The following is a 23,067-nucleotide window of genomic DNA, read 5'->3' on the forward strand; positions in this document are numbered from 1 at the left end:
ACAATATTTTTTGAAATCGGTATCTGTAGTCTTTCAACTCGACGAGTTCCTGCACATCCGACATTTGTCCTTTGAACCCGCCCGCCAGAAGGCTTCGAACCTTTTCGTGCGCATCTAAGATGCGCGACATGGCCTTCTACCGTTCTCCCCCTCCATCGACCCGCAGCTGACGCGCGCGCCTTCTGCGCCGCGCTCAGGCCCGCAAGTGGTCGCCGCCGTCCGCCTTGAGGCCGGACGCGGCATGGCTGGTCACGTCCGCCTTCCGATCGCAGCCGATCGGCTCTGGCGGGCGTCATGGAGAACTTTCAACAATGAACGCAAGAATTTCTGCCGCCCTGGCTTGGGGCGGCGTGTTGCTGGCTGGCGCGCTGTGGGGCGGAGGTGCGCTGGTGGCGCAATTCCTGATCGAGGGCGGCATTGCGCCGCAGAGCTTGTCGCTCGCGCGCTTCGCGCTCGGCCTGCCGCTGCTGTGGTGGCTGCACTGGCGAGCCGCCGCAGGGCCGGGCGGGCAATGGGCTGACCTGGCGGGCCGGGAGCGCTTCCAGGTGCTGGCAACCGGCGCCGCGATGGCGCTCAACGTGAGCTGCTGGTTCGTGGGTATCTCTTATCTTGGTGCCGCGCTGCCGACCGTGATCTCGATCTGCTGTGCCCCGGTGATCGTCGCGCTGGTGTCGGTGATGAGCGGCTACGAGCGCTTCGGCGCGCGCCTGCTGGCGGGCCTGCTGCTGGCGCTTGCAGGGGTGCTGCTGCTGGTGATGCCGGCGGCCGGTTGGGGGCCTCTTGCGCCGGGGCATGCGGCCGGCGTGGCCTGGTCTGTGGCTTCTGCCTTCTGCTACGCGATGGTGGTGCTGGGCAATGCGCGCATGCCGGCGAGGGTGCCGGCCACCACGGCATCTGCCTGGGGCATGACGGTCGCGGCCGTGTGCATGCTGGCCGTCGCATGGCCCGGCGGCATCACCTGGCCCGAAGGCGGCGCGCAATGGCTCGCGGTGGGCTATACCGGCGTGGTGACGACCTCGGTGGCGTACCTTGCCTTTGCCTGGGGCGCGCGGCGCCTGTCGCCGACCTCGGCGGTGATCGGCACGCTGATCGAGCCGCTGGTGGCCGCCTTGCTGGCCGCCGCGTTGCTCGCCCAGCCTATGTCGCCGCGCCAGTGGGCTGGCGCGGTGCTGCTCGCGGGCGCGATGTTGCTGCTGGTGCGGCGCAGCAGATCCGCACAGACCGATTGAAGGCACGCCGAGACCTTCCGTTGTATGGTGTGGCCCCATGAGCAGTTCGCCCCACCTGCCGGTTCCATGGCTGCGCTCCCTGACGGGCGCGCTTCTGATTGCAGCTTCGACGGCGGGGCTTGCCGCCCCGCCCGAAGCGCCAGCCGCCCAGACGCTTCGCGCCACCCACCAGCGCCTGAGCGACAAGCTCGACCACAACAGCTTCGGGCGGCCTGTGCAGATCGACTCCGTGGAGACTGCCGACGGCCTGCAAGGCGACGTCTATGCCGTGGTCGACCATCCGCTGTCGGAGATCAGTGGCACGCTCAAGGGTTCAGCCCATTGGTGCGATGTGCTGAACCTGCACATCAACAACCGGCGCTGCACCGTGGCCAGCGGGCCCCAAGGGCGCGACATGCTCACGCTCTACGTGGTGCGGCGCTACGACAAGCCGATCGACCAGGCCTTCGAACTGCCGTTCGTCTATCGCGTCGTGAGTGCCTCGCCCGAGCATCTGTCGGTCGAACTGACGGCCGAGAGCGGGCCGCTAGGCACGAGCAACTACCGCGTCAGGCTCGAGGCCCTGGCGCTGGACGAGCACAAGAGCTTCCTGCATTTCAGCTACAGCTATGACCACAACGCGATGGTCCGGCTGGGCACCATGGCCTACCTCGCGACCTTCGGCAGCGACAAGGTGGGCTTCACCGTGGTCGGCAAGACGCCGGAGGGTCAGCCCGACTACATACGCGGGCTGCGCGGGCTGGTGGAACGCAATGCGATGCGCTACTTCCTGACGCTGGACGCCTACCTCGCGGCACCCGGCACCGACCAGGCCGACCGCCGCCAGCGCCGCTGGTTCGCGGCCGCCGAGCAGTACCCGCGCCAGTTGCACGAGGTCGACCTGGACACCTATCTCGCGCTCAAGCGCGAGGACCGGCAGCGCGACGGCGTGGCGACGCGCTGAAGCAGCCCGATCAGCCGGCCAGCGTGAGCAGAGGCACGTCGCGCTCGCGGCCCATGGCTTCGAGTTCCTCGCGGGTGCGCGTCGCCAGCCAGTTGGCCAGTGCCTCGTGCGTGGCCGGCGCCATCATGTCGCGCGAGGCAATCTCCGCGGCCTCGCAGAGCCGGGCCGCGAAATGCGGCTCCAGCGCTGCCACCGCCACGCGGCCGTCGGCGCACGGGTAGACCCGGTAGCCCGCATGCGCGCCGCCGACCGCGCCCGAAGGCTGCGTCAGGCCCCAGGTGCGGGGCAGGGCGAGCCAGTCGGCCGATGCGTTCAATGCGACTTCGAGGTACACGCCGTCGGCCTTGCGCGACCGCAGCAGCATGGCCTTGAGCACCGCCTCGCTCGCTAGCAGGGCGCCACCCATGTCGGCGTAGAGCGTGGGCGGCAGCTCGGTGCCGGTCACGAGCCCGCTTTCCGCGAGGTAGGTCAGGTCGTGGCCCGGCTCCTCGGCGCGTTCACCCGGTGCGCCGACGATGGCCACCTGCGACAGCCTGGGGTAGCGCGCATGCAGCGCCGGCCAGTCGAGCCTGAGCTTGGACAGGGCGGAGGGGCGGAACGAGGTCAGCAGCACGTCGGTTGCCGCGAGTTCGGCGTGCAACTGCTGCTGCCCGGCTTCGCTTTTCAGATCGACGGCGCGGATCTCGACGCCCTCGTGCAGCGCCGCATAGGCCGGCCGGTTGTAAAGCGCCATCGGATCGCCGCCGGGCGGCTCCAGCTTGAGGCAGGCGGCACCCATGCCGCGGCAACGCAGCAGAGCGGCCGGGCCGGGCAGGTTCAGCGCGAGGCTCAGGACGCGCACGCCCTCCAGAGGTGCGGCGTGGTCGAGGGAAGGGCTTGTTGAATCGGGCATCGGCTGTTGTCTCCAGGAAACTCGTTTCACACATTCTCACCCCGTGGCGCGGGGTTCCAAGGAGCTACTTCCCGCAAGCCGGGGTGCGGGTCCGCGCGTAGCATGTGCCGGTGGCAGCCACCTCCCTTGCCGCTGCCTCGACCACATGCAAACGACAGGAGACGAACCATGTTTGAAGCTTCCCTGATGAGCGGCCAGCGCATTCTCGTGACCGGCGGTGGCACCGGCCTGGGCCGCGCGATGGCCGAGCGCTTCCTGAGCCTGGGCGCGGACGTCGCGATCTGCGGGCGCCGCCAGTCGGTCTGCGAGGAAACGGCCGCCGAATGGCGCCAGCAGTTCCCGGGCCGGCGCGTCGACACCTTCGGCGTCGACATCCGCATCGCGCAGCAGGTCGACGAAATGGTCGAGAGCCTGTTCCAGAGCGGCGGCCTCACCGGGCTGGTCAACAACGCGGCGGGCAACTTCGTCTCGCCTACCGAGAACCTCTCGCCGCGCGCCTTCGACGCCATCGCCAACATCGTGTTCCACGGCAGCTTCTACGTGACGCAGGCCGTGGGCAAGCGCTGGGTGGCGCAGGCCAAGTCGGGCGAGTGGAAGCAGGGCGATGCCTTCCGCAGCGTGATGAGCATCATCGTCACCTGGGTCGACAACGGCAGCCCCTATGTCGTGCCCTCGGCCATGAGCAAGGCCGGCATCGAGGTGATGACCAAGTCGCTCGCGGTGGAGTGGGCGCGGCACGGCATCCGCCTGAATGCGGTCGGCCCCGGCGAAATTCCCACTGAAGGCATGAGCAAGCGCCTGAACCCCGGCGAAGAGCCTGGCGCGCGCAGCAAGCAGACCAACCCGATGGCGCGCACCGGCCGCATGAGCGAGCTGCAGAACCTGGCTTCTTTCCTGATGGCGCCCGGCCAGTGCGACTGGCTCACAGGCCAGAGCATCATGATGGACGGCGGCAATGCGCTGGCCACCGGCGGCAATTTCTACGAGCTGCGCCAGTGGAGCGACGCCGACTGGCAAGCCGCGCGCGAACGCATCGAGGCGCAGAACCAGAAGGACAAGGCGCAGCGCTGACGGGCTACTTGTTCGTGCCTATTTCTTCGGCGGCCGGGCCGCGTGCACGGTGACGTGCTTGTTGACCGGGCTCGACAGCACCAGCGACGTGGTCACCGCGCCATCGACCGCCAGCGCGTCGACCACGCGCTCCAGGTCCGCCGGCTCGGCGATCGCGCAGCGCACGATGAAGCAGTCTGCGCCGGTCACCCGGTCGGCGCTCAGTACCTCCGGCATGGCCTCGAACAGCTTCAGGTAGCCGGCGATGCCCGCATGCGTGGTCTCGATGCGGATGATGGCCTGCAGTCCCACGCCCAGCGCGCGCAGGTTGACGCGCGCGCCGTAGCCTTCGATCACGCCGGCCTCTTCGAGCTTGCGCACCCGCTCGCTCATGGCCGGCTGCGACAGGCCGATGCGCTTGCCGAGCGCGGCCAGGCTCTGCCGTGCATCGGCCTGCAGCGCTTCGAGGATCAGCCGGTCTTTCTTGTCGATGTTCATGTGCGTGTCGGGGAGGTTGCGCCGCCGATGATCGATCGGTCCGAGGCCGCGATTTTCGATGGATTGCACTTCGCCGCGAGGCGCCTGGCGGGTAACGTAGCGGCCATCTTTTCCAGGAGAACCCATGCAACTCGTCGGCATGCTCGACTCACCCTACGTGCGGCGCGCCGCCATCTCGCTGCGGCTGCTCGGCGTGCCTTTCGAGCACCGGCCGGTGTCGGTGTTCAGTACCTTCGAGCAGTTTCGCGCGATCAATCCGGTGGTGAAGGCACCCACGCTGGTTTGCGACGACGGCACGGTGCTGATGGATTCGACGCTCATCATCGACTACGCCGAGGCGCTCGGCGGCCGCAGCCTGATGCCCACCGCCATTGCCGAACGGGCGCGCGCCCTGCGCATCACCGGGCTCGCGCTAGCGGCCTGCGAGAAGACCGTGCAGATCGTCTACGAGCACAACCTGCGGCCGGCCGAAAAGCTGCACCAGCCCTGGGTGGACAGGGTGCGCGGCCAGCTCGTGGCGGCGTATTCGGCGCTCGAGGGCGAGGTGGCTGCGTCACTGCCGCCAGCAGACGAGAAGACGATGACGCAGGCCGGTGTCTCGACGGCCGTGGCGTGGTCCTTCACGCAGCTGATGCTGGCCGACGTCATTGCCGCCGATGGCTTTCCCGTGCTGTCGGCCTACGCCGCGCGTGCTGAAAGCCTGCCGGTGTTCCTCGGCGCGCCGCAGGTCTGACGACGGCGTTCTTCAGCCCGCGATGTCCGCGCCGCGCTCGGCCAGCAGGCTGCGCAGCACGGAGCGGTGGCAGTGCGCCTCGTCCTCGCAATAGCAGCCGACCGACAGGTCCGTGTTGTGCGAGAGCGCGGCCAGCAGGTCGAGGCTGCGGCTCGCGTCGGACTCGGCCATCTCCGACTTGAACTTGCGCACGAAGACGTTCCACTGCGCGGGCGTCTGCGCTTCCTGCGCCTGCTTCATGGTTTCGACGGATGGCGCGAGGTTGGGGTACCAAACGTCGTACCAGTTCTGCGAGGCGAACTCGGCCTTCGGAACGCCGCGCGGCGGGCGGCGCACGGTGCCGACGCGCAGGCCTTCACCATCTGCGCGCGGGGTACCCAGGCGGACGATGCGGATGCTCATTGGGCTTTCCTTTCTTCTATCGAGTACTGTCTCAGGTGCCGACGATGCCGCCGTCGCGCCGCCGGATCGCCAGCGTTGCCGAGCGCGGCCGCGCGCTGCCTGGCACGGTGCCATCGGGCCATGCGCTGTTGTGTTTGCTGTCGCCGTCGTCGCGCGCCTCGCCCGGGTGCTGGATGTTGACGAACAGCGTGCGCCGGTCGGGCGTCACCACGCAGCCGGTGATCTCGCAGCCGTTGGGCCCGGTCAGGAAGCGCTTGATGCGGCCCGAGGCCGGGTCGGCGCACAGCATCTGGTTGTTGCCGAGCGAGGCGTAGGGCGGCTTGCCGATCACCTGGCCGCTCATGTCGGTCTGGATCCACAGCAGTCCGCCCTGGTCGAAGTGCAGGCCGTCGGGCGCGCCGAACATGTCGGCCCCGGCTGCCGGGTAGCGTGCGCCGCTACCCGGATGAGAAGGATCACCCGCGAGTGCGAAGTGGTCCCAGGCGAAGCCGGTGCTGGCGGCGTCGCCGCCGTCCTCGCGCCACCGCAGGATGCCGCCGAAAAGGTTGTTTGCGCGCGGGTTGGCGGCGTCGGTGCCGGGCTTGCCGGCATCGCCGCGCTGGCTGTTGTTGGTGAGGGTTACATAGACCTCGCCGGACTGCGGATGCACCGCGATCCATTCGGGCCGGTCCATTTTTGTGCCGCCGACCACGTCGCCGGCCAGCCGCGCGTGGATCAGCACTTCGGCCTGGTCGGCAAAGCCGCCGGCCGCGTCGAGGCCGCCACGGCCGTGCGTGAGTTCCCGCCACTGGCCGCGCCCGCCGGCGTCGTATCGCGCCACGTGGAGCGTGCCGTCGTCGAGCAGGTGGCGGTTGGCGGCGCGCGCGGCGGCATCTGTGCCGGGTCGTATCTTGTCGCGGCTGACGAACTTGTAGATGTATTCGAAGCGGGAGTCGTCACCCATGTAGACCACGAGGCGGCCGTCCTTCGCGACGGTGCAGGTCGCGCTTTCCTGGCGCTTGCGGCCCAGCGCCGTTCGCTTGATGGGCGTGGCGGTAGGGTCGAAGGGATCGATCTCGACCACCCAGCCGAAGCGGTGCGCCTCGTTCGGATGCCGGCTCAGGTCGAAGCGCTCGTCGAAGCGCCAGTACTCGACCCACTGCGAGCCGGGCACCGTGCCGTAGCGGCGCTGCGCGGCCGTCATGCGCGCGGCGGCTTCCTTCGGCCCGCCGAAATAGCCGTGGAAGTTTTCCTCGCAGGTCAGGTAGGTGCCCCAGGGCGTGACGCCCATCGCGCAATTGGCGAAGGTGCCGAACACCGCGTCGCCGGCCGGGTTGGCGGCGGTGCGCATCAGCGGCGTGCCGGCGGCCGGGCCGGCGATGCGCATCGGCGTGTTGCCGTGCACGCGCCGGGCGAACGGCGAAGGCAACGCCTGGCGCCAGCCTTCGGGCGTGCGGCGGATCTCGATGACCGACACGCCCATCGCATGGAGCGACTTGCGCACCTTCTCCGCCGTCCATTGCCTGGCGCCGTCGGCGTGCAGCAGTTGCTCGTCGGTGTATTCATGGTTCATCACGAGCAGGCCGCGGTCGCCGCTGGCGTCGAGGGCCAAGAAGTGCATGCCGTCGTGATGCATGCCGGCCTGCACGGCCTGGTCGTCGGCGCTGTCGGAGGCGTCGGGAGCGAAGGCCGGCATGCGGCCCGCTATGCCGGTGGGCGTGCCCCATGGGTAGAGCAGCTGCCATTCGTATTCGGGCGGTATGACCACGCCGTCGCGCAGCGAGGCGGGTACGCCCGTGAAGCCCAGCACGCCGGCATCGGCTTTCCCGGCGGCTGGCGCCGCGCAGCCCTGGCCGAAAAGCGCCACGACGGCGGCGGCGGAGCCCGATTGAAGAAGAAAGCGGCGGCGGTCCAGGGACATGGCGAGAGCTGTTGTGTGGGCGACAGCCGCCATCATCGCCGAGCGCCGTGGCGGGCGATACTCGCGCCCGGATCGCCCAGGAGACATCGAATGACCGACCGCATCGAATGGACCCGCCACGCCGACGGCGTGGTGGAACTGCAGCTCTCGCGCGCCGACAAGATGAACGCGCTCGACCCCGCGATGTTCGACGCGCTGATTGCCGCCGGCGAAGCGCTGCGCGGCGACAAGGCGGTGCGGGCGGTGGTCATTTCCGGGCGCGGCAAGGCTTTCTGCGCGGGGCTCGACATGGCGTCGTTCGAACGCATGCAGCAAGGCGCGGCAGGCGTGCTGGGCCAGGGTGCCGCTGGCACAGACCTGCTGGCGCGTACTCACGGCATCTCGAATGCGGCGCAGCAGGTCGCGATGGTGTGGCGGGAAGTGCCGGTGCCGGTGATCGCGGCCGTGCATGGCGTGGCCTTCGGCGGCGGACTGCAGGTGGCGCTGGGCGCGGACATCCGCATCGTCGCGCCCGACACGAAGCTCTCGGTGATGGAAATCAAGTGGGGCCTGGTGCCCGACATGGCCGGCATGGTGCTGATGCGCGAACTGGCGCGTGCCGACGTGGTGCGCGAACTGACATTCACCGGCCGCATCTTCTCGGGCGAGGAAGCGCTTCACATCGGCTTCGCGACCCGGCTCTCGGCCGACCCGCTGGCCGAAGCCCTGCAAATGGCGCACGAGATTGCAGGCAAGAGCCCGGACGCCATTCGCGCCGGCAAGCGGCTGCTCAATGCATCTGCACACCAGAGCGCCGCCGACCTGCTGATGGGCGAGTCTGTCGAGCAGCAGGCGCTGATCGGCAGCCCGAACCAGATCGAGGCCGTGAAGGCCAACATCGAACGGCGCGCACCGCGCTTCGACACGCCCGCCTGAGGCGGCCGGCCTGCAGGGCCGGGGCGCAGCTTTCAGCTTTCATTCAGCCATACAGTCAGGACTGCGCGAGCGGCCGGTAACTCCGGGCCCGCTCGCGTTGCCTTTCGTAAACAGCTTTTGCGCTCGCCAAATCAGTGCTGAAAGCTCCACGGCACCGGGGAAGTGCAACTCAAGCGGGTTTGTGTAAGAATAAAGTAGTTGTTTTAAGGGGAAAATGAATGAATTTGGACACAATTTATGTGCAGAAGGTCACGTCTTCCCCCGTGTTTGCCCTAGAGGAGGATGGCTCCTGAAGCCACACTCATTAACAATTGAACGTTTTGCCTAGCGACGGCGATCCTGCATGTCGACGACCACGTTTTTCTGCAATCTCAGCGTGCCCATCCTGGTGGGCGAGGATCGCTACAAGTACGTCCCCATCGTCGGGGTCTTCCGCAGCATTCCATTCGATCAAGTCGACGAATGGGTGATGCACCCCGACGGCAGCCCGCGCAGCGACCGCGAACTCGCGGCCGAAGTTCTTGTAGAGATCCGCAAGCCACTCGGTTCGAGTGGACGCACAGCGCCGCACGCGTTCGACGTGGAGGGCATCCTCCAGCTCGATCGCGCAGCCGCGATCGTGGTGTCTACCTTTCTGGCGGCGCTGCCGCGCGTCTGAGCTCGGCGCTCATCGGGCGCTTCAGGACGCGATGGCGCCCACTGCCCAATAGAAGGTCGGCCTCGCGCCGTTGAGCAGGTGGTCGCCCACCACGCGGCCCTTGTATATGGTCGGGTTGTGCGACGCCAGCGTGCGCGCATTGCGCCAGTGCCGGTCGAGCCGCCGGTCTTCCTGCAGCGCCGAGGCGCCGCCGATGTCGAACAGCCGCGTGCCGGCCTGCAGCACCAGGTCGACGATGCCGGCCTGGGCCTTGGCGGTGTTCAGCTCCACTTCGAACAACAGGCTTTCGGGCGCTGCCTCGTTGCGCTGGCGGAAGCGGTCGACTTCGTCGAGGCCGCGCGCCACCGCCTGCACCGTGGATGCCGCAACGAAGGCCGCGCTCGCCAGTTGCCCGATCACCTGCTGCACCAGCGGGTCTTCGCGCGGCGTGTTGCCGCTGCCGTGGCTGTAGACGCGCTTGCGCGGCTGCACGAAGGCGACCGCGTCGCGCACGATGGCCCGCGCGATGCCGACCAGCGTGGCCAGGTGAATCAGCTGGAAATGCGCGGTGAGCGGCGTGGGCTGGTCGCGCACGTACAGCAGTACGTTGACGGGCTTCACCCGCACATTGCGAAAGCGCGTGGTGCCCGATGCACTCAGCCGCTGGCCGAAGCCGCGCCAGTCATCGATGCGCTCCACGCCTTCGGCCTCCGCGGGCACCAGCGCAATCACGCGCTCGCTGCTGCCGTCGGCGTTCAGCCGTTGCGCGGAGACCGAGATCCAGTCCGCGTACAGCGTGCCAGTGCTGTAGTACTTGTCGCCGTCGAGCAGCCACGCGTCGCCGTCGGGCTTCAGCGTGGTCTGCATGGTGGTGAGCGAGCCGTCGCCCAGCTCGGTGGTGGCGTTGCCGAAGATCACGCCCTCGGCCGCCAGGCGCATCCACGGTCCGTGCAGCGCGGGGTCGATTTCCGCGAGCAGCCGTTCGATGAAGCCGAAGTGCGCGCGCAATATCTGCGGCAGGTTGGAGTCGGCTTCGCCGAGTTCGATCAGCAGGTCATAGAGCTGCGCGACCGAAGCGCCGATGCCGCCATGCGCCAGCGGCACGCGCAACGCGCCGAAGCGCTCGGCATTGAGCCAAGCCACCGGCTCGTAGGCGAGTTCGCGTTCGTTCTCGCGTTGCGCCGCGTGTTCGGCTATGCGCTGGAAGATGGGGCGGAAGCGGGCGAAGAGTTGTGGGGAAGAGGGGGCTTGCGCACCGCCGCCGCCGTGCGTGGCGCAGGACGCCGCTGCGTCGATGAGGGATTCCATGTGGCCCCGACTGTCAGCCCTCGCGCCGCGCTTGTGAAATGCGCCTTTCGAGTTTTCTTATGCCGCTTATCGTTTGCCGCGCGCATCCACCGGCCAGATCGCGACCAGCTTGTCGCCATCGACCACGTGGTAAGCGTCGTGCAGGTTGACGGTCGGGTCGCAGTGCGGCGTGATGAACTCGACGCGCGCGCCGAGTGTGGGCCGTGCATCGGCGGCTAGCAGCAGCTTGCCGTGCTCGTCGCCGAAGAAGGCGTAGCGGCTTGCCGCGGGATCGACGCCGCGCGCCACCAGCGGCACGCCGCTGTCGGTGGAAAAACACTTGGTGCCGCCGTCGACCGTGACCCAGTCGGCCGCGTTGGTGCTGACCACGGCTGTCTGCACGAACAGCGACACCTCGAAGGGCGAGGGCTGGCCGCCAGAGGCCAGCACGGTCGTGTACTCCGCGTCCATGAAGACATAGGAGCCGGCCTGCAGCTCGGTGAAGGCGTTTTCCTGCGAGTCGAGGTCGTGCGTGCCGGTGCCAGCGCCCGTCACGATCTCGAAGTGCAGGCCCTGGCGGTCGGCGGCCGCGACGATGCCTGCCACGGTCTCGCGCAGGCCGGCCGCAGCCGCGCTGCGCTTGTCGCGCTCCACGATGTGCTGCAGGTTGCCCGCATACGACTGCAACCCGCGCAGCCGCAGGCGCGGCTCGGCGGCCACCAGCGCTGCGAGTTCGAGCACCTGCGCCTGCGTGGCGGCGCCGGTGCGGTTGTAGCCCGCGCCGTAGTCCACCAGCACGTCGAGCGGATGCGCGAGCGCACCGGCGGCCTGCGCCAGGTCGGCCAGGTTGCGGGGGTTGTCGACCACCACCATCACGTCGCCTGGGCGGGCGCGCTGCGCGAGCTTCATGAGGCGCGCGATCTTGCTCGGCGTGACGGCAGGCGAGGTGATCAGCACGCCCGGAATGCCGCCTTCCACCATCACCTCCGCCTCGCCCATGGTGACGCAGCTCACGCCGATGGCGCCGGCCGCCACCTGGCGCCTTGCGATCTCGACCGATTTGTGTGTCTTCACGTGCGGGCGCAGCCCGATGCCGCGCGACTTGGCAAAGGCGGCCATGCGCTCGATGTTGCGCGTCATGGTGGGCAGGTCGATCAGCAGTGCGGGCGTGTCGAGCTGTTGGCGGCCGTTGGGCGCGCCGATCAGCGGGGCGTTGGGTTGCGTGTCCAGGAACATCGTGGCGGAGCCTTTGCGGGAGGTGTTGAAGCGGCGGAGCGCGGGAAAGTGCGTGGTGAAATGATCGCACCGAAATGAAGACACTCGACATCGAGGCTGTGCAAGCCTTCATCCGCGTGGCCGACCTCAAGAGCTTCACTCGGGCGGCCGAAGCCATGGACAGTTCGCAGTCGGCCGTGAGCCTGAAGGTGAAGCGGCTCGAGGATGCGCTGGGCCGCCGCCTGCTCGAGCGCACGCCGCGCCAGATGCGGCTGCCCGCCGAGGGGCTGGCCTTCTTGCCGTCCGCGCGTCGGCCTCCGCCGCATGCAGCGCGGCGCGATCCGCCGTCGCGGCTATTGCCTGTTCTTCGCGGTACAGCGACAAAGCCTTGCGCGCGCTGCCCGCGCCGGCACGGGCATCGAGCGGCAGCCATGTTTCCACGCTCGGCCGCCCGAACGAGTCGATACGCTCAGGAAGCGCTCCCCCATGAGAAAGCGCGCGGGGCCTGGGTGTCGAGCCACAGGTAGACCGACGCATACAGATGGCCGGCGGCGCCGTGCTGTCCGCGCTCCTGCGAGACGAAGGCCTTGAAGACCAGCCCCTCGGTGTCGTCCCAAATCGGGCCGCGCCGGCCAGCCGGCCTACTTGTCCGCCGGCGGATTGGCCTTCAGCGCGGCCAGCAGCACGCGGCCGGTGGTCTGCAGGTGTTCGGCGATCAGGGTTTGCGCCGTCTGGATGTCGCGGTTGAGCACCGCGTCGAGCAACGCCTGGTGCTCGGCGCGCACATCGCGTTTCTGCATGGAAAGCGGCGCCGACAGTTGCCGGTAGCGCTCGCTCTGCTGATAGAGCATCTGGTGCATGCGCAGCAGCCAGCTGTTGGGGCAGCCCGCCACCAGCGCGTTGTGGAAGTCCGCGTGGCTCGCCGTCCATTCGGCGCTCAGCATCGAGGGCATGGCCGCGTCCCGCTCGGCAAGGCGCGACAGCCGGTGGTGCGCCGAGACCACGCTGCCTTCCCACGCCAGGTCACCGTGGCGGATGGCTTCGGCCAGGCACAGCTTTTCTATCTCGATGCGGGCCTTCACCAGCTCTTCGAGGTCGGCCTCCGAAATCGGGCTCACGCGATAGCCGCGCGCCGGTTCCGACACCACCAGCGCCTCGGCCTCCAGCATCGCCAGCCCTTCGCGCACCGCGCCGGCACTCACGTCGAGCTCGTCCGCCAGCGCGGCGATGTTGAGCTTGGAGCCCGGCAGCATCCGGCCGCTCACGATGGCCGCGCGCAGCTCGGTGAATACCTGGCGCGTCTGGCTCATGCCCTTTGTCTTTTCGTTCATTGCTCTCCCGTCACACCGCGAAAGCGGCTGATGTTACTTGCCGGCATCCTTGATGGATAAACGCAAAAATAATATACTTACCTTCAAATAATATATTATTTGAAAAACACACCGGCAGCCAATCGGAGACAAACGACATGGCCGAGATCCAGCTTCGCACCCGCAAGAGCGCGCACCGCGCGGCACTCCACAGCGTTCATTCGCTCGATGCATTCGTCTTCACGGTGCCAGACCTCGACGAGGCCGAGCACTTCTACGACGCCTTCGGCCTGCAGCCCAGGCGCGAGGGCGGCCGGCTCGACCTGTACACGCTCGGCCATCCGCATGCCTGGGGATCGTTGCACCAGGCGCCCGGTGTGAAAAAGCTGCAGTACCTGCGCTTCGCCTGCTTCGAGGAAGACTTCGACGCCATCGCCGAGCGCATCGCGCGGCTGGAGGTGCCGCGCTGCGCGCCGCATCCGCTGGGCGACGACCGCGGCCTGTGGGTGCTGCACCCCGAAGGTTTCGCGGTGCAGATCGTGGTGGCGGCGAAGAGCGCGCCCGACGAGGGCAGCGAGCCGGTCGTGGCGCCGCGTCCGCCCGTGGGCACGGGCGCCTCGCTCAACCGCTCGCGCATACCGAAGGTGCATCCGCGCCGGCTCTCGCACATCCTGATGTTCTGCGCCAAGGTGCCCGAGGCCGTGCGCTTCTACGAAGACGCGCTGGGCCTGCGCGTGACCGACCGTTCGGGCGATCACATCGTCTTCATGCACGGCGCGCACGGCAGCGACCACCACCTGATCGCAATGGCCCGCTCGAACGGCCCGGGGCTGCACCACCTGAGCTGGGACGTCGCCGACATCGACGAGGTCGGCCGGGGCATGGAGCAGATGTACGCCGCCGGCCATGTGCGCGGCTGGGGCGTGGGGCGCCATGTGCTGGGCTCGAACTACTTCCACTACGTGCGCGACCCGTGGGGCAGCTACTCGGAGTACTCCTGCGACATGGACTTCGTGCCCGGCGACTTCGACTGGCGCGCCGCCGACCATCCGCCCGAAGACTCCTTCTACGCCTGGGGCCCCCGGGTGCCGGAAGACTTCATCACCAATTTCGAGATCGAGGCGCCGGCCGTCGGGGCCTAGCCATCTTCCGTCCTTCAACTCCCGTTCCCACCCACTAGGAAATCACATGCGCCTCCTGGCCTTTCAACACAACGGCAAGCCCGCCCTCGGCCTGCGCCTCGACAGCGAAGTCGTCAACCTCACGGCCGAAGGCATGCCCGCCACCCTCGACGAACTGCTGCGCGGCGGCCCTGACGCCCTGGCCGCCGCGAAGAAGGCGGGCCATTCCGCCCGCGCGCGGCTGCCGCTGTCCGGCATCGACTGGCTGCCGCCTGTGCAGTCGCCTTCCAAGGCCATCGCGGTCGGGCTGAACTACATCGACCATGCGGCCGAGAGCAAATTCGAGCCGCCGAGCTACCCGGTGCTGTTCCATCGCTTCCCCTCGTCGTGGGCCGGGCACAACCAGCCCATCGTGCGCCCGCACGTGTCGACACAGTTCGACTACGAAGGCGAGCTGCTCGTCGTCATCGGCAAGGCCGGGCGCTACATCTCGAAGAGCGACGCGCTGAATCACGTGGCCGGCTATTCGGTGTTCAACGACGGATCGATCCGCGACTACCAGTTCAAGTCCGCGCAATGGATGATGGGCAAGAACTTCGACCGCTCGGGCTCCTTCGGCCCCGAGTTCGTCACCGCCGACGAACTGCCCGCGGGCGCCGCCGGCCTGCGGCTGCAGACCCGCCTGAACGGCACCGTGCTGCAGGACGCCAACACGCGCGACATGATCTTCGACGTAGCCACGCTGGTGTCGGTGTGCTCCGAGCCCTTCGCGCTGCAGCCGGGCGACATCATCATCGCGGGCACGCCATCGGGCGTGGGGCTGGCGCGCAATCCGCAGGTCTTCATGAAGGCCGGCGACGTGTGCGAGGTGGAGATCGAAGGCGTGGGCCTGCTCTCGAACCCCGTTGCTGACGAGCCGCGCGGCTGATATTTCTTCAGGGCCGCCGGCTCAGGCCGGGTGCGACGGCGAGTGCCGGCCCGGCCGCCGCATCGCCATCCACCACAGCAGTGCGGCATTGGCCGCCCAGCTGGCCGCGAGCATCAGCAGCGCCGTGTGCGCCACGCCGGGAGAAAGCCCCAGCGTCAGCAGGCTCAGCGACCACGGCAGCCCGCCCGCGATGGCCACGAGCATGCCCACGTCGCTCTCCGGCACCAGCGCACAGCCGAAGATGCAGACGGCGCCCGCGACCGTGTAGATCAGCGCGGCGGTACGCCATCCGGGGCGACGGTGTGGCAGGGAATTCGATGAATTCGCGATGGGCATGCCTCTAGCATCGCCGATTGCGCGGCAAGGCGTGAAGGCCTGATGCGTGAAGGGATGTAGTGTTTTGGCGATGCGGGTTTCAGCCGCCGTTCAGCCCTTGCAATGCGCTGGGAACCGGCGCTGGGGGCAGTGCGGATTCGACCCCCAGCGCCAGCGCCAGCAGCATCGAATCGGCGCCTTCGGGGCCGGTGAGTTCCAGCCCGGCGGGCAGCCGGTCGCGCGTCAGTCCGATCGGCAGGCTCACGGCCGGCAGTCCGGCCATGCCGGCCGGCCCGGTGTTGCGGATGTAGGCTGAAAAAGCCGAGGCCGGTCGCCCGCAGAGCGTGACCTGCACATCCTCGCCGATGCGTGCGGCAGTCAGCGGAGCGGTCGGGAAAACCAGTGCGGCGATGTCGTGCCGGGCGAAGCAATCGCGGTAGGCCGCCTGCATGCGCGGCCGCAGCACGTGCAGCGCGTGGGCATAGGCCTCTGGAGTGATCGCGCCGTCGCCGAACAGCCGCTCGAACAGCGGGCGAACATCGGGGCTCACCACCGCATCGGTCAGCGCGCGTGCATCGAAAGGGCGCTGGTGGCGCGCAAAGTACGCGGCCAGCGCGGGCAGTATCTCGTGCAGCGAGATCGACATCGATCCTTCCTGGAATAGTGCGCCGGCTTCCGCAAGATCGCAGGTCACCAGCACCGCGCCGGCCGACTGAAGAGCGTGCAGGCTTTCGCGGGCCAACTCGGCCACGGGCGGATCGAGTTCTTCCCAGAAATAGGCCTCGGGCACGCCCAGACGCACACCCATGAGCGGCATCGCGCCCAGCCGCAGCGGCCCGCCGGCGACCGCATGGTCGACCAGCACGCAGTCGTCCACGCAGCGTGCCATGACGCCCGCTGTGTCGAAGGTCGGCGAGATCGGTACCAGCCCGTCGTCCGGCCAGCGGTGCACCGTGGGCCTGTAGCCGACCAGCCCGCACAGCGCGGCGGGCACGCGCACCGAGCCGCCCGTGTCGGTGCCGATGGCGACCGGCGCGGCGCGCAGGCCCAGCAGTGCCGCATTGCCCCCGCTCGAGCCGCCGGTGATGCGGGTGCTGTCGAACGGATTGCGAGACGGCCCGAAGCCGTGGTTGTGGCTGGTGACGCCTTGCGACCACTCGTGCAGGTTCGTCTTGCCGAGCACCAGTGCGCCGGCATCGATGAGCCGTTGCGTCACGCCGGCATGCATGCACGGCCGGTGGTCGGCCATCCAAGGGGCGCCGGCGGTGGTCGGCATGCCGGCGACGTCGATGTTGTCCTTGAAGGCCAGCGGCACGCCGCGCAGCGGTTGCGCGCCGGGTGCGGGGCGCGGCGAGGCATCCAGCGCGGCTGCGGCATCGAGCAATTGCGCGGCGTCGAGGTGGAGCAGGGCGCCGAAGGGCGCGATGGCCTCGGCGCGCGCCAGCAGCGCCTGTGCGTATTCCGTGGCGCGCAATTCGCCGCGTGCCATCTGCTCGGCGGCCTCGCGGGCGGAAAGATCGATCAGCGCATGCATTCGGTTCATCACGGGTTCGAAGTTGGGGCAGAAGCTGCACTCCGGTGCACATTCCGGGCCAATTTCCTGTCTTCGGCCTGAAAACAGGCCTGAAAGTGATTGGCATGAATACTGCTAAGAGTGTTTTTTGTATCCATGAGGCCTTCCAATGTCTTTCAAGTCCTTGCGTATCCTGGCCGCCGTCGCCGCGTCGATGGCTCTTCTGGCGGGCATGCCCGCGTCCGCCGCGGAGAAGGTGTCCGTGCGCCTCAAGTGGCTGGCGCAGGCGCAGTTCGCCGGCTTCTACGTGGCCAAGGCCAAGGGCTTCTATGACCAGGCCGGCCTCGACCTGACGATCAACCCGGGCGGCCCCAACCTGAATGTCGAGACGCTGGTGGCCTCGGGCAACGACACCTTCGGCCTGGCCGGCGGCACCGAGACCGTGCTGCTCGCACGCGAAAAGGGCTTGCCGCTGGTGTGCATCGGCGTGACCGTGCAGAACACGCCGTTCACCTACGTCACCTACAAGGATTCCGGCATCACCAAGGTGAAGGATTTCGCGGGCAAGAAGGTCGCGACCTGGTTCACCGGCACGCAGTACACGCTGTACTCGATGCTTGCTTCGGCCGGCGTGAAGCAGAGCGACCTGACCATCGTGCCTCAGTCGGGCTCCATGGCGCCTTTCGTCGAGAAGCAGTTCGACGTGGCCGCCGCCACCTATTACAACGAGCTGAACACCCTGAAAGAGCAGGGCCTGGGCGACAAGCTCACGCTCATCAAGCCCGACGACTACGGCGTGGTGGTGCAGCAAGACACCGTGCTCGTGTCCGAGAAATACCGCAACGAGAAGCCGCAGCAGGTGCAGGCGTTCATGAACGCCACCGTCAAAGGCTGGAAGTACGCGCTGCAGAACAAGAAGGAGGCCATCGACATCGTCATGGCTGCCGCGCCCAGCCTGAACCGCGCGCACCAGGAAGCCATGCTCGACGAGTTCGAGAAGCTGGTGAAGGCCGGCAAGGGCGGCACCGACGGCATCCTTGCCATCGACCTGCCGACCGTCGAGAAGATGCAGGCGCAGCTCGTCGGCTACAAGGCGCTGAAGGCACCGGCCGACCTGTCGAAAGCCTACGACGCCAGCTTCTGGAACCAGGTGCCGGCCGGCGACAAGAAGTTCTGAGCCGCCGCGCCATGAAGTTCATGCCTCACGAAGTGATGCCGCCGGTGGCTGCCGATAAGGCGCCTCCCATGCTCGAGCTGGTCAACGTGTGGAAGCGCTTCGGCGAAGCGCAGGCCCAGACCGTTGCTGTGTCTGGCGTCAACCTGCGGATCGCGAAGAGCGAGTTCGTCACGCTCGTGGGCCCCTCGGGTTGCGGCAAGTCGACGCTGTTCAACATGATCGCGGGCCTGCTGCCGCCGGACGACGACGGCTCGCTGCTGTTCGGCGGCGCGCCGCAGCGCGACGGGCAACTGCTCGGCAAGGTGTCGTTCATGCCGCAACGCGACCTGCTGTTTCCGTGGCGCACGGTGCTCGACAACGCCATCCTCGCGCTCGAGGTGGAAGGCACGCCGCGCAAGGAAGCGCGCGAACGCGCCCGCGCCATGCTGCCCGAGTTCGGGCTGGCCGGCTTCGCCAACCACTATCCGCACCAGCTGTCGGGCGGCATGCGCCAGCGCGTGGCGCTGATGCGCACCTTCCTGTTCGAGCGCGACCTGATGCTGCTGGACGAACCCTTCGGCGCGCTCGACGCGCTCACCCGCACCCGCATGCAGCACTGGCTGCTGGAACTGTGGGCGCGCCACCGCCGCACGGTGCTGTTCATCACGCACGACATCGACGAAGCCATCCTGCTCGGCGACAAGGTGCTGGTGATGACGGCGCGCCCCGGCACGGTGAAGAGCGAGACCGTGATCGACCTTCCGCGTCCGCGCGATCCGTCGGTGGTGCTGACGCCCGAATTCATCGGCCTGAAGCAGCGCCTGCTGGCCGAGATCGAGGAAGAGAGCCAGAAGACCTTCGCGCAGGAGGGCACCGCGCTGTGAATACCTTCCTGCAGCGCGCCGTGCGCTCGCCCGCGCTGGCTTTCTTGGGCCTGGCGCTGGTGTGGGAGCTGTATGTGCACGCCTTCGCGCCGTCGCCGCGCTACCTGCCGGCGCTCAGTGCCATCGCGCAGGACGCCTGGTCGGTGTGGCCGCAACTGGCGCGCGGCTTCGGCCGCACGCTGCTCGAGACGGTGCTGGGCTTTGCCCTGGGCGCGGCGTTCGGCTGCTTCTGCGGCACGGTGTTCACTTATTCGCGCTGGATGGAACGCTCGGTGTTTCCGCTGTTCGTGGTGTCGCAGACGGTGCCGGTGGTGGCTTTCGGCGCGCTGATCGTCATCTGGTTCGGCAACTCGCTGCTGGCCAAGGTGATGACCGCGTTCTTCCTGACCTTCTTTCCCGTGACGGTGAACACGCTGCGCGGGCTGAAGTCGTGCGACCCGCAGCGCATTGCGCTGATGAGGAGCTTTGGCGCGAACCGCCTCGTCATGTTCTTCAAGCTGGCCGTGCCTTCGGCGCTGCCGCAGATCATGGTGGGGCTGCGCGTGGCCATCGGCCTGAGCCTGATCGGCTCTGTGGTGGGCGAATGGTTCGGCGAAACGGTGGGCCTTGGCGTGATGCTCATGGAGGCCATGAACGCCGACCTCGTGGTGCGCCTGTGGGTGGTGATGTTCGCCTGCGGGCTGATGGGTGCGCTGCTCTACGGGCTGCTCACCTTCGTGGAAAGGAGGCTCGTATGGTGGCGCAGCGAAAGCTGATGGCCTCGCCCGTGGTGCCGGTGGTGTTGAGCATCGTCGTGCTGCTGGTGGTGTGGGAAGGGGCGATCCTGCTGTTCAAGATTCCGCCGTTCGTGCTGCCCAGCCTGGGCGCGATCGTGCAGCACGCCTTCACCGACACGGGCCGCCTGATGGCCGCGCTGCTGGCCACGCTGGGCGAGGCGCTGGGCGGCTATGCACTGGGCAGCGTGCTGGGCTTGTTGCTGGCAGTGTTGTTGCTGCTGGCGCCGCCGCTGGAGCGCATCGTGATGCCGCTGGCGGTTGCGGTGAACGCTGTACCGACGGTGGCTTACGCGCCGCTGTTCCTGATCTGGTTCGGCCTTGGTGCCGCGTCGAAGATCGCGCTGGTGGCGCTTGCCGTCGGCTTCACCATGCTGGTGAATGCGCTGCACGGCCTGAAGCAGGCCGACGTCGCGGCCGTGAACCTGATGCGCAGCTTCGGGGCGGGGCAACTGAAGATCGTGTGGCGCCTGCGCCTGCCGGTGGCCATGCCCTCGGTGGTCACGGCGCTTCGCATCGGCGTGCCGCGCAGCATGATCGTCGCGATCGTCGGCGAGATGCTGGGTGCCTACGCGGGCCTCGGGCGAATGATCTATGAATCGACGCAGCAGGTCGACCTGCTGAGCGTGTGGTCGGCGGTGCTCATCGCATCGGTGGCGAGCATGGTCTTCTACGGCCTGCTGGTCTGGATCGACCAGAAACTGGTGTGGTGGCGATAAATGAAGAGCACCCCCAGTCTTCGCGCACTCCATGTCGCTACGCCAACCCCCTTGCAGGGGGCAACACCAGCGGCCCGGCGAAGCCGGTTCCGCGGTGTTCTGCGAACAGATCGGATCTCGCGTGACGTGTGACGAAGCAATCGATATGACAGAGATCAAACTTCATCCTTCTGCGTACCCCGAAACCGAAGACGAGTTGCGCGTTCAGCTCGCCGCCTGCTACCGCCTGGTGGCGCACTTCGGCATGGACGACCTGATCTACAACCACATCTCGGCGCGCGTGCCGGGGCCGGAGCATCACTTCCTCATCAATCCGTACGGGCTGCTGTTCTCCGAGGTGACGGCTTCTTCGCTGGTGAAGATCGACCTCGACGGCAACAAGGTGGACGCCACCGATGCCGAAGTGAACCAGGCCGGCTTCGTGATCCACAGCGCCATCCACGCGGGCCGGCCCGACGCGCTTTGCGTGCTGCACACGCACTCGGAGGCCGGAACCGCCATCGCGGCCATGCCCGACGGCCTGGCGCCGTTGAGCCAGTTCGCGATGCGCTACCAGGGCCACACCGCCTTCCACGACTACGAAGGCGTGGCGCTGGAAACCGGCGAGCGCGAGCGGCTGGTGCGCGACCTGGGACCGCACCACACGCTGGTGCTGCGCAACCACGGCATCCTGACCGTGGGGCGCACCATCCCCGAGGCCTTCATCCTCATGTACTACTTCGAGAAGGCGGCCAAAGTGCAACTGCTAGCGCAGGGCGGCGTGGCACCCGGCCAATCGCTGGTGTATCCGCAGCCCGAGGTGAGCGAGCTGGCCGCGCGCCAGTTCACCGAATTCGCCGGCGACATCCTGCCGCCCGGCACGCGCGAATGGCCTGCGTTCCTGCGCATGCTGGAGTGCACCCAGCCCGACTACCGGCTCTGACAGCCGTTTCTTTCCTCAATTCCTGAGACATCTTCCAACCATGCAACTCGAGAACCTCACCTCTTTCATCGGCACCGAAGTCAAAGGCATCGACCTGCGCGAGCCGGTGAGCGACGCCGACTTTGCCGTGCTGCGCGACACGCTCAACCAGCGCTCGGTGCTGCTGTTTCGCGGCCAGAGCATCAACGAGGCACAGCACGTTGCCTTTTCGCGCCGCTTCGGCACGCTGCTGGGCCACGTGCTCACGCAGTTCCTCAAGAAGGAATACCCCGAGGTCTACGTGCTGTCGAACGTGTCGGAAAACGGCAAGCCTATCGGCAACCACAAGGAAGGCTGGAACTGGCACTCCGACCTGTCGTACAAGGCCGAGCCCTCGATGGGCGCATTGCTCTACGCACTGGAGGTGCCGCCGGTGGAAGGCGACACCTTCTTCGCTTCGATGCACGCCGCCTACGAAGCGCTGGACGATGACATGAAGGCTCGCATCCGCCACCTCACGGCCACGCACAGCTACGCCAACTACTACGGCAAGGCCTTTGCCGACCGCAACCCGCTCACGCCGGAGCAACTGGCCGCCACGCCCGATGTGGTGCATCCGCTGGTGCGCACGCATCCCGAAACCGGCCGGCTGTCGCTCTACGTGGGCGAAGACGTGGTCAAGCAGATCGACGGCCTGCCCGCCGACGAAAGCACCGCGCTGCTGGCCGAGCTGAATGCGCACGCCATCTCGCCCGAGTTCAGCTACCGCCACAAGTGGCTCGCGGGCGACCTGCTGGTGTGGGACAACCGCTGCACCATGCACCGCGCCACGCCCTACGACGATAACGTGTACCGCCGCGTGATGCATCGCACCACGGTGGCTGGCGACCGCCCGTTCTGACATTCGAATTGATCTCCTATAGCACCCCGCGTTTGAAGACCGACGACAACCACAAAAAGGAAGGCAAGAACATGGAACACGACGAACCCGAGATGGTGGAACCCACGGCGTTGCGCGGACGCGAGCGCCAGCGCGGCAAGGGCGCCACGTTGTCCGACGAACTGAAGGACACGCTCGAAGACCTGATCGTCAGCGGCGTCATGAAGCCCGGCGCGCGGCTCGACGAGGCCGAGCTGGCCGAACGCTTCAAGGTGTCGCGCACGCCGGTGCGCGAGGCGCTCAAGGCGCTGGCCGCCACCGGCCTCGTCGACCTGCGCAGCCGCCAGGGCGGCGTGTGCGTGGCGCGCATCTCGCTGCCCATGCTCATCGAGATGTTCCAGATGATGGCGGTGATGGAAGGCCTGTGCGCCAAGTTCGCCGCGCGCCGCGCCACCGAGGCGCAGAAGCAGCGCATGAGCAAGCTGCACGACGAGCTGACCAGCATCCTCGCTTCGGGCGACCACTCGCGCTTCTACGACGTGAACCAGGACTTCCACGATGCGCTGTACGAGGCCTCCAACACGCACTACCTGGCCGAGCAGACCCGCGCGTTGCGCAAGCGCGTGCGCGTGTACCGCCGCTATGTCACCTTCCAGCCCGGTCGCATGACCGCGACCATCGGCGAGCACGGCGCGATCCTCGACGCCATTCGCCGCAACGACCCCGACGCGGCGTTCTCGTCCGCCATCGACCACGTGAGCCTGCTCGAGGACGACATCGTCGACCTCATCGCCGCGCTGTCCGAGCAGGACGCGGGCGGCGCCTGACAACCCTCTTTCAACGAACCCGATATTTCGAACGCATCC

25 protein-coding genes and 1 pseudogene are annotated in these 23,067 nt (G+C 67.7%); 16 read left to right on the plus strand and 10 right to left on the minus strand.

The window, feature by feature from the left end; genetic code table 11:
* Positions 1 to 311 precede the first annotated feature (311 nt).
* Positions 312 to 1,229 carry a DMT family transporter gene (locus ACQY8B_RS08630; protein ID WP_422086319.1) on the plus strand — a complete coding sequence of 306 codons (918 nt, stop codon included), beginning with the start codon at positions 312 to 314 and terminating at the stop codon, positions 1,227 to 1,229.
* 37 nt (positions 1,230 to 1,266) lie between these two features.
* Entirely contained in the window at positions 1,267 to 2,172 is a 906-nt protein-coding gene (locus ACQY8B_RS08635) for a hypothetical protein (RefSeq protein ID WP_422086320.1), read from the plus strand.
* A 10-nt stretch (positions 2,173 to 2,182) separates the two neighbouring features.
* On the opposite strand, the gene ACQY8B_RS08640 is transcribed toward ACQY8B_RS08635, so the two are convergent.
* Positions 2,183 to 3,064 (minus strand): CoA transferase, encoded by an 882-nt coding sequence (locus tag ACQY8B_RS08640; RefSeq protein ID WP_422086321.1) that lies wholly within the window; start codon positions 3,062 to 3,064, stop codon positions 2,183 to 2,185.
* A 168-nt stretch (positions 3,065 to 3,232) separates the two neighbouring features.
* Here ACQY8B_RS08640 and ACQY8B_RS08645 point away from each other — a divergent pair, with 168 nt between their 5' ends.
* Positions 3,233 to 4,135, plus strand: coding sequence for an SDR family oxidoreductase (locus ACQY8B_RS08645; RefSeq protein WP_422086322.1), 903 nt, complete (start codon positions 3,233 to 3,235; stop codon positions 4,133 to 4,135).
* 18 nt (positions 4,136 to 4,153) lie between these two features.
* Here the strand turns inward: ACQY8B_RS08645 and ACQY8B_RS08650 are convergent, their stop codons facing one another.
* A complete protein-coding gene (locus tag ACQY8B_RS08650) occupies positions 4,154 to 4,612 on the minus strand; it encodes an Lrp/AsnC family transcriptional regulator (RefSeq protein WP_422086323.1) in 459 nt (152 codons plus the stop codon).
* 124 nt (positions 4,613 to 4,736) lie between these two features.
* Here ACQY8B_RS08650 and ACQY8B_RS08655 point away from each other — a divergent pair, with 124 nt between their 5' ends.
* The gene (locus ACQY8B_RS08655) at positions 4,737 to 5,345 is read left to right on the plus strand and encodes a glutathione S-transferase (RefSeq protein WP_422086324.1); all 609 of its coding nucleotides are present in this window, start codon (positions 4,737 to 4,739) and stop codon (positions 5,343 to 5,345) included.
* Positions 5,346 to 5,357: 12 nt separating this feature from the next.
* On the opposite strand, the gene ACQY8B_RS08660 is transcribed toward ACQY8B_RS08655, so the two are convergent.
* A complete protein-coding gene (locus tag ACQY8B_RS08660) occupies positions 5,358 to 5,747 on the minus strand; it encodes a DUF488 domain-containing protein (protein ID WP_422086325.1) in 390 nt (129 codons plus the stop codon).
* A gap of 31 nt (positions 5,748 to 5,778) precedes the next feature.
* On the minus strand, positions 5,779 to 7,647 hold the full coding sequence (locus ACQY8B_RS08665; protein WP_422086326.1) for a PhoX family protein: 1,869 nt from the start codon (positions 7,645 to 7,647) through the stop codon (positions 5,779 to 5,781).
* 90 nt (positions 7,648 to 7,737) lie between these two features.
* Here ACQY8B_RS08665 and ACQY8B_RS08670 point away from each other — a divergent pair, with 90 nt between their 5' ends.
* Together ACQY8B_RS08670 and ACQY8B_RS08675 are read left to right on the plus strand one after the other, a co-directional pair.
* Positions 7,738 to 8,562, plus strand: a complete 825-nt coding sequence (locus tag ACQY8B_RS08670; protein WP_422086327.1) for a crotonase/enoyl-CoA hydratase family protein — start codon at positions 7,738 to 7,740, stop codon at positions 8,560 to 8,562.
* Between the two features lie 343 nt (positions 8,563 to 8,905).
* Entirely contained in the window at positions 8,906 to 9,220 is a 315-nt protein-coding gene (locus ACQY8B_RS08675; RefSeq protein ID WP_422086328.1) for a hypothetical protein, read from the plus strand.
* Positions 9,221 to 9,241: 21 nt separating this feature from the next.
* On the opposite strand, the gene ACQY8B_RS08680 is transcribed toward ACQY8B_RS08675, so the two are convergent.
* Together ACQY8B_RS08680 and ACQY8B_RS08685 are read right to left on the minus strand one after the other, a co-directional pair.
* Positions 9,242 to 10,507 carry an acyl-CoA dehydrogenase family protein gene (locus tag ACQY8B_RS08680; protein WP_422086329.1) on the minus strand — a complete coding sequence of 422 codons (1,266 nt, stop codon included), beginning with the start codon at positions 10,505 to 10,507 and terminating at the stop codon, positions 9,242 to 9,244.
* Between the two features lie 66 nt (positions 10,508 to 10,573).
* Positions 10,574 to 11,722, minus strand: a complete 1,149-nt coding sequence (locus ACQY8B_RS08685) for a DSD1 family PLP-dependent enzyme (protein ID WP_422086330.1) — start codon at positions 11,720 to 11,722, stop codon at positions 10,574 to 10,576.
* 74 nt (positions 11,723 to 11,796) lie between these two features.
* Between ACQY8B_RS08685 and ACQY8B_RS08690 the strand changes: the two are divergent.
* Positions 11,797 to 12,012 (plus strand): annotated as a pseudogene (locus tag ACQY8B_RS08690) (LysR family transcriptional regulator); the annotation flags it as partial.
* Between the two features lie 158 nt (positions 12,013 to 12,170).
* On the opposite strand, the gene ACQY8B_RS08695 reads toward ACQY8B_RS08690, so the two are convergent.
* Both ACQY8B_RS08695 and ACQY8B_RS08700 read right to left on the minus strand, forming a co-directional pair.
* On the minus strand, positions 12,171 to 12,362 hold the full coding sequence (locus tag ACQY8B_RS08695; protein ID WP_422089170.1) for a DUF4865 family protein: 192 nt from the start codon (positions 12,360 to 12,362) through the stop codon (positions 12,171 to 12,173).
* Positions 12,343 to 13,032 (minus strand): GntR family transcriptional regulator, encoded by a 690-nt coding sequence (locus tag ACQY8B_RS08700; RefSeq protein WP_422086331.1) that lies wholly within the window; start codon positions 13,030 to 13,032, stop codon positions 12,343 to 12,345. Before ACQY8B_RS08700 ends, ACQY8B_RS08695 begins: the two co-directional genes overlap by 20 nt.
* Positions 13,033 to 13,169: 137 nt before the next feature.
* On the opposite strand from ACQY8B_RS08700, the gene ACQY8B_RS08705 reads away from it, so the two are divergent.
* Both ACQY8B_RS08705 and ACQY8B_RS08710 read left to right on the plus strand, forming a co-directional pair.
* Entirely contained in the window at positions 13,170 to 14,153 is a 984-nt protein-coding gene (locus tag ACQY8B_RS08705; protein ID WP_422086332.1) for a VOC family protein, read from the plus strand.
* A gap of 46 nt (positions 14,154 to 14,199) precedes the next feature.
* Positions 14,200 to 15,060 (plus strand): fumarylacetoacetate hydrolase family protein, encoded by an 861-nt coding sequence (locus ACQY8B_RS08710; RefSeq protein ID WP_422086333.1) that lies wholly within the window; start codon positions 14,200 to 14,202, stop codon positions 15,058 to 15,060.
* A 21-nt stretch (positions 15,061 to 15,081) separates the two neighbouring features.
* Here ACQY8B_RS08710 and ACQY8B_RS08715 read toward each other — a convergent pair whose 3' ends face one another.
* Together ACQY8B_RS08715 and iaaH are read right to left on the minus strand one after the other, a co-directional pair.
* The gene (locus ACQY8B_RS08715; protein WP_422086334.1) at positions 15,082 to 15,396 is read right to left on the minus strand and encodes a hypothetical protein; all 315 of its coding nucleotides are present in this window, start codon (positions 15,394 to 15,396) and stop codon (positions 15,082 to 15,084) included.
* A 79-nt stretch (positions 15,397 to 15,475) separates the two neighbouring features.
* Positions 15,476 to 16,918 carry an indoleacetamide hydrolase gene (iaaH, locus tag ACQY8B_RS08720; RefSeq protein ID WP_422086335.1) on the minus strand — a complete coding sequence of 481 codons (1,443 nt, stop codon included), beginning with the start codon at positions 16,916 to 16,918 and terminating at the stop codon, positions 15,476 to 15,478.
* A 139-nt stretch (positions 16,919 to 17,057) separates the two neighbouring features.
* On the opposite strand from iaaH, the gene ACQY8B_RS08725 reads away from it, so the two are divergent.
* The 7 genes from ACQY8B_RS08725 (at position 17,058) to ACQY8B_RS08755 (ending at position 23,028) form a co-directional block, all read left to right on the plus strand.
* Positions 17,058 to 18,065, plus strand: a complete 1,008-nt coding sequence (locus ACQY8B_RS08725) for an ABC transporter substrate-binding protein (RefSeq protein WP_422086336.1) — start codon at positions 17,058 to 17,060, stop codon at positions 18,063 to 18,065.
* 11 nt (positions 18,066 to 18,076) lie between these two features.
* Positions 18,077 to 18,928 carry an ABC transporter ATP-binding protein gene (locus ACQY8B_RS08730; protein WP_422086337.1) on the plus strand — a complete coding sequence of 284 codons (852 nt, stop codon included), beginning with the start codon at positions 18,077 to 18,079 and terminating at the stop codon, positions 18,926 to 18,928.
* The gene (locus tag ACQY8B_RS08735) at positions 18,925 to 19,683 is read left to right on the plus strand and encodes an ABC transporter permease (protein ID WP_422086338.1); all 759 of its coding nucleotides are present in this window, start codon (positions 18,925 to 18,927) and stop codon (positions 19,681 to 19,683) included. Before ACQY8B_RS08730 ends, ACQY8B_RS08735 begins: the two co-directional genes overlap by 4 nt.
* Positions 19,662 to 20,420 carry an ABC transporter permease gene (locus tag ACQY8B_RS08740; RefSeq protein WP_422086339.1) on the plus strand — a complete coding sequence of 253 codons (759 nt, stop codon included), beginning with the start codon at positions 19,662 to 19,664 and terminating at the stop codon, positions 20,418 to 20,420. Before ACQY8B_RS08735 ends, ACQY8B_RS08740 begins: the two co-directional genes overlap by 22 nt.
* 145 nt (positions 20,421 to 20,565) lie before the next feature.
* Entirely contained in the window at positions 20,566 to 21,342 is a 777-nt protein-coding gene (locus ACQY8B_RS08745) for a class II aldolase/adducin family protein (RefSeq protein WP_422086340.1), read from the plus strand.
* Positions 21,343 to 21,382: 40 nt separating this feature from the next.
* Positions 21,383 to 22,222: a TauD/TfdA dioxygenase family protein gene (locus ACQY8B_RS08750; protein ID WP_422086341.1), complete on the plus strand. Its 840-nt coding sequence runs from the start codon at positions 21,383 to 21,385 to the stop codon at positions 22,220 to 22,222.
* 71 nt (positions 22,223 to 22,293) lie between these two features.
* Entirely contained in the window at positions 22,294 to 23,028 is a 735-nt protein-coding gene (locus ACQY8B_RS08755) for a GntR family transcriptional regulator (RefSeq protein ID WP_422086342.1), read from the plus strand.
* The last annotated feature ends 39 nt before the right edge of the window (positions 23,029 to 23,067 follow it).

Origin of the sequence: Variovorax sp., from assembly GCF_965279555.1 — a bacterium.
Lineage (GTDB): Bacteria > Pseudomonadota > Gammaproteobacteria > Burkholderiales > Burkholderiaceae_C > Variovorax.

Excerpts from the sequence above, each read along its gene's own strand:
- ACQY8B_RS08630 (WP_422086319.1), top strand. The coding sequence starts at position 312 with ATGAACGCAAGAATTTCTGCCGCCCTGGCTTGGGGCGGCGTGTTGCTG.
- ACQY8B_RS08635 (WP_422086320.1), top strand. The coding sequence starts at position 1,267 with ATGAGCAGTTCGCCCCACCTGCCGGTTCCATGGCTGCGCTCCCTGACG.
- ACQY8B_RS08640 (WP_422086321.1), bottom strand. The coding sequence starts at position 3,064 with ATGCCCGATTCAACAAGCCCTTCCCTCGACCACGCCGCACCTCTGGAG.
- ACQY8B_RS08645 (WP_422086322.1), top strand. The coding sequence starts at position 3,233 with ATGTTTGAAGCTTCCCTGATGAGCGGCCAGCGCATTCTCGTGACCGGC.
- ACQY8B_RS08650 (WP_422086323.1), bottom strand. The coding sequence starts at position 4,612 with ATGAACATCGACAAGAAAGACCGGCTGATCCTCGAAGCGCTGCAGGCC.
- ACQY8B_RS08655 (WP_422086324.1), top strand. The coding sequence starts at position 4,737 with ATGCAACTCGTCGGCATGCTCGACTCACCCTACGTGCGGCGCGCCGCC.
- ACQY8B_RS08660 (WP_422086325.1), bottom strand. The coding sequence starts at position 5,747 with ATGAGCATCCGCATCGTCCGCCTGGGTACCCCGCGCGCAGATGGTGAA.
- ACQY8B_RS08665 (WP_422086326.1), bottom strand. The coding sequence starts at position 7,647 with ATGTCCCTGGACCGCCGCCGCTTTCTTCTTCAATCGGGCTCCGCCGCC.
- ACQY8B_RS08670 (WP_422086327.1), top strand. The coding sequence starts at position 7,738 with ATGACCGACCGCATCGAATGGACCCGCCACGCCGACGGCGTGGTGGAA.
- ACQY8B_RS08675 (WP_422086328.1), top strand. The coding sequence starts at position 8,906 with ATGTCGACGACCACGTTTTTCTGCAATCTCAGCGTGCCCATCCTGGTG.
- ACQY8B_RS08680 (WP_422086329.1), bottom strand. The coding sequence starts at position 10,507 with ATGGAATCCCTCATCGACGCAGCGGCGTCCTGCGCCACGCACGGCGGC.
- ACQY8B_RS08685 (WP_422086330.1), bottom strand. The coding sequence starts at position 11,722 with ATGTTCCTGGACACGCAACCCAACGCCCCGCTGATCGGCGCGCCCAAC.
- ACQY8B_RS08700 (WP_422086331.1), bottom strand. The coding sequence starts at position 13,032 with ATGAACGAAAAGACAAAGGGCATGAGCCAGACGCGCCAGGTATTCACC.
- ACQY8B_RS08705 (WP_422086332.1), top strand. The coding sequence starts at position 13,170 with ATGGCCGAGATCCAGCTTCGCACCCGCAAGAGCGCGCACCGCGCGGCA.
- ACQY8B_RS08710 (WP_422086333.1), top strand. The coding sequence starts at position 14,200 with ATGCGCCTCCTGGCCTTTCAACACAACGGCAAGCCCGCCCTCGGCCTG.
- ACQY8B_RS08715 (WP_422086334.1), bottom strand. The coding sequence starts at position 15,396 with ATGCCCATCGCGAATTCATCGAATTCCCTGCCACACCGTCGCCCCGGA.
- iaaH (WP_422086335.1), bottom strand. The coding sequence starts at position 16,918 with ATGAACCGAATGCATGCGCTGATCGATCTTTCCGCCCGCGAGGCCGCC.
- ACQY8B_RS08725 (WP_422086336.1), top strand. The coding sequence starts at position 17,058 with ATGTCTTTCAAGTCCTTGCGTATCCTGGCCGCCGTCGCCGCGTCGATG.
- ACQY8B_RS08730 (WP_422086337.1), top strand. The coding sequence starts at position 18,077 with ATGAAGTTCATGCCTCACGAAGTGATGCCGCCGGTGGCTGCCGATAAG.
- ACQY8B_RS08740 (WP_422086339.1), top strand. The coding sequence starts at position 19,662 with ATGGTGGCGCAGCGAAAGCTGATGGCCTCGCCCGTGGTGCCGGTGGTG.
- ACQY8B_RS08745 (WP_422086340.1), top strand. The coding sequence starts at position 20,566 with ATGACAGAGATCAAACTTCATCCTTCTGCGTACCCCGAAACCGAAGAC.
- ACQY8B_RS08750 (WP_422086341.1), top strand. The coding sequence starts at position 21,383 with ATGCAACTCGAGAACCTCACCTCTTTCATCGGCACCGAAGTCAAAGGC.
- ACQY8B_RS08755 (WP_422086342.1), top strand. The coding sequence starts at position 22,294 with ATGGAACACGACGAACCCGAGATGGTGGAACCCACGGCGTTGCGCGGA.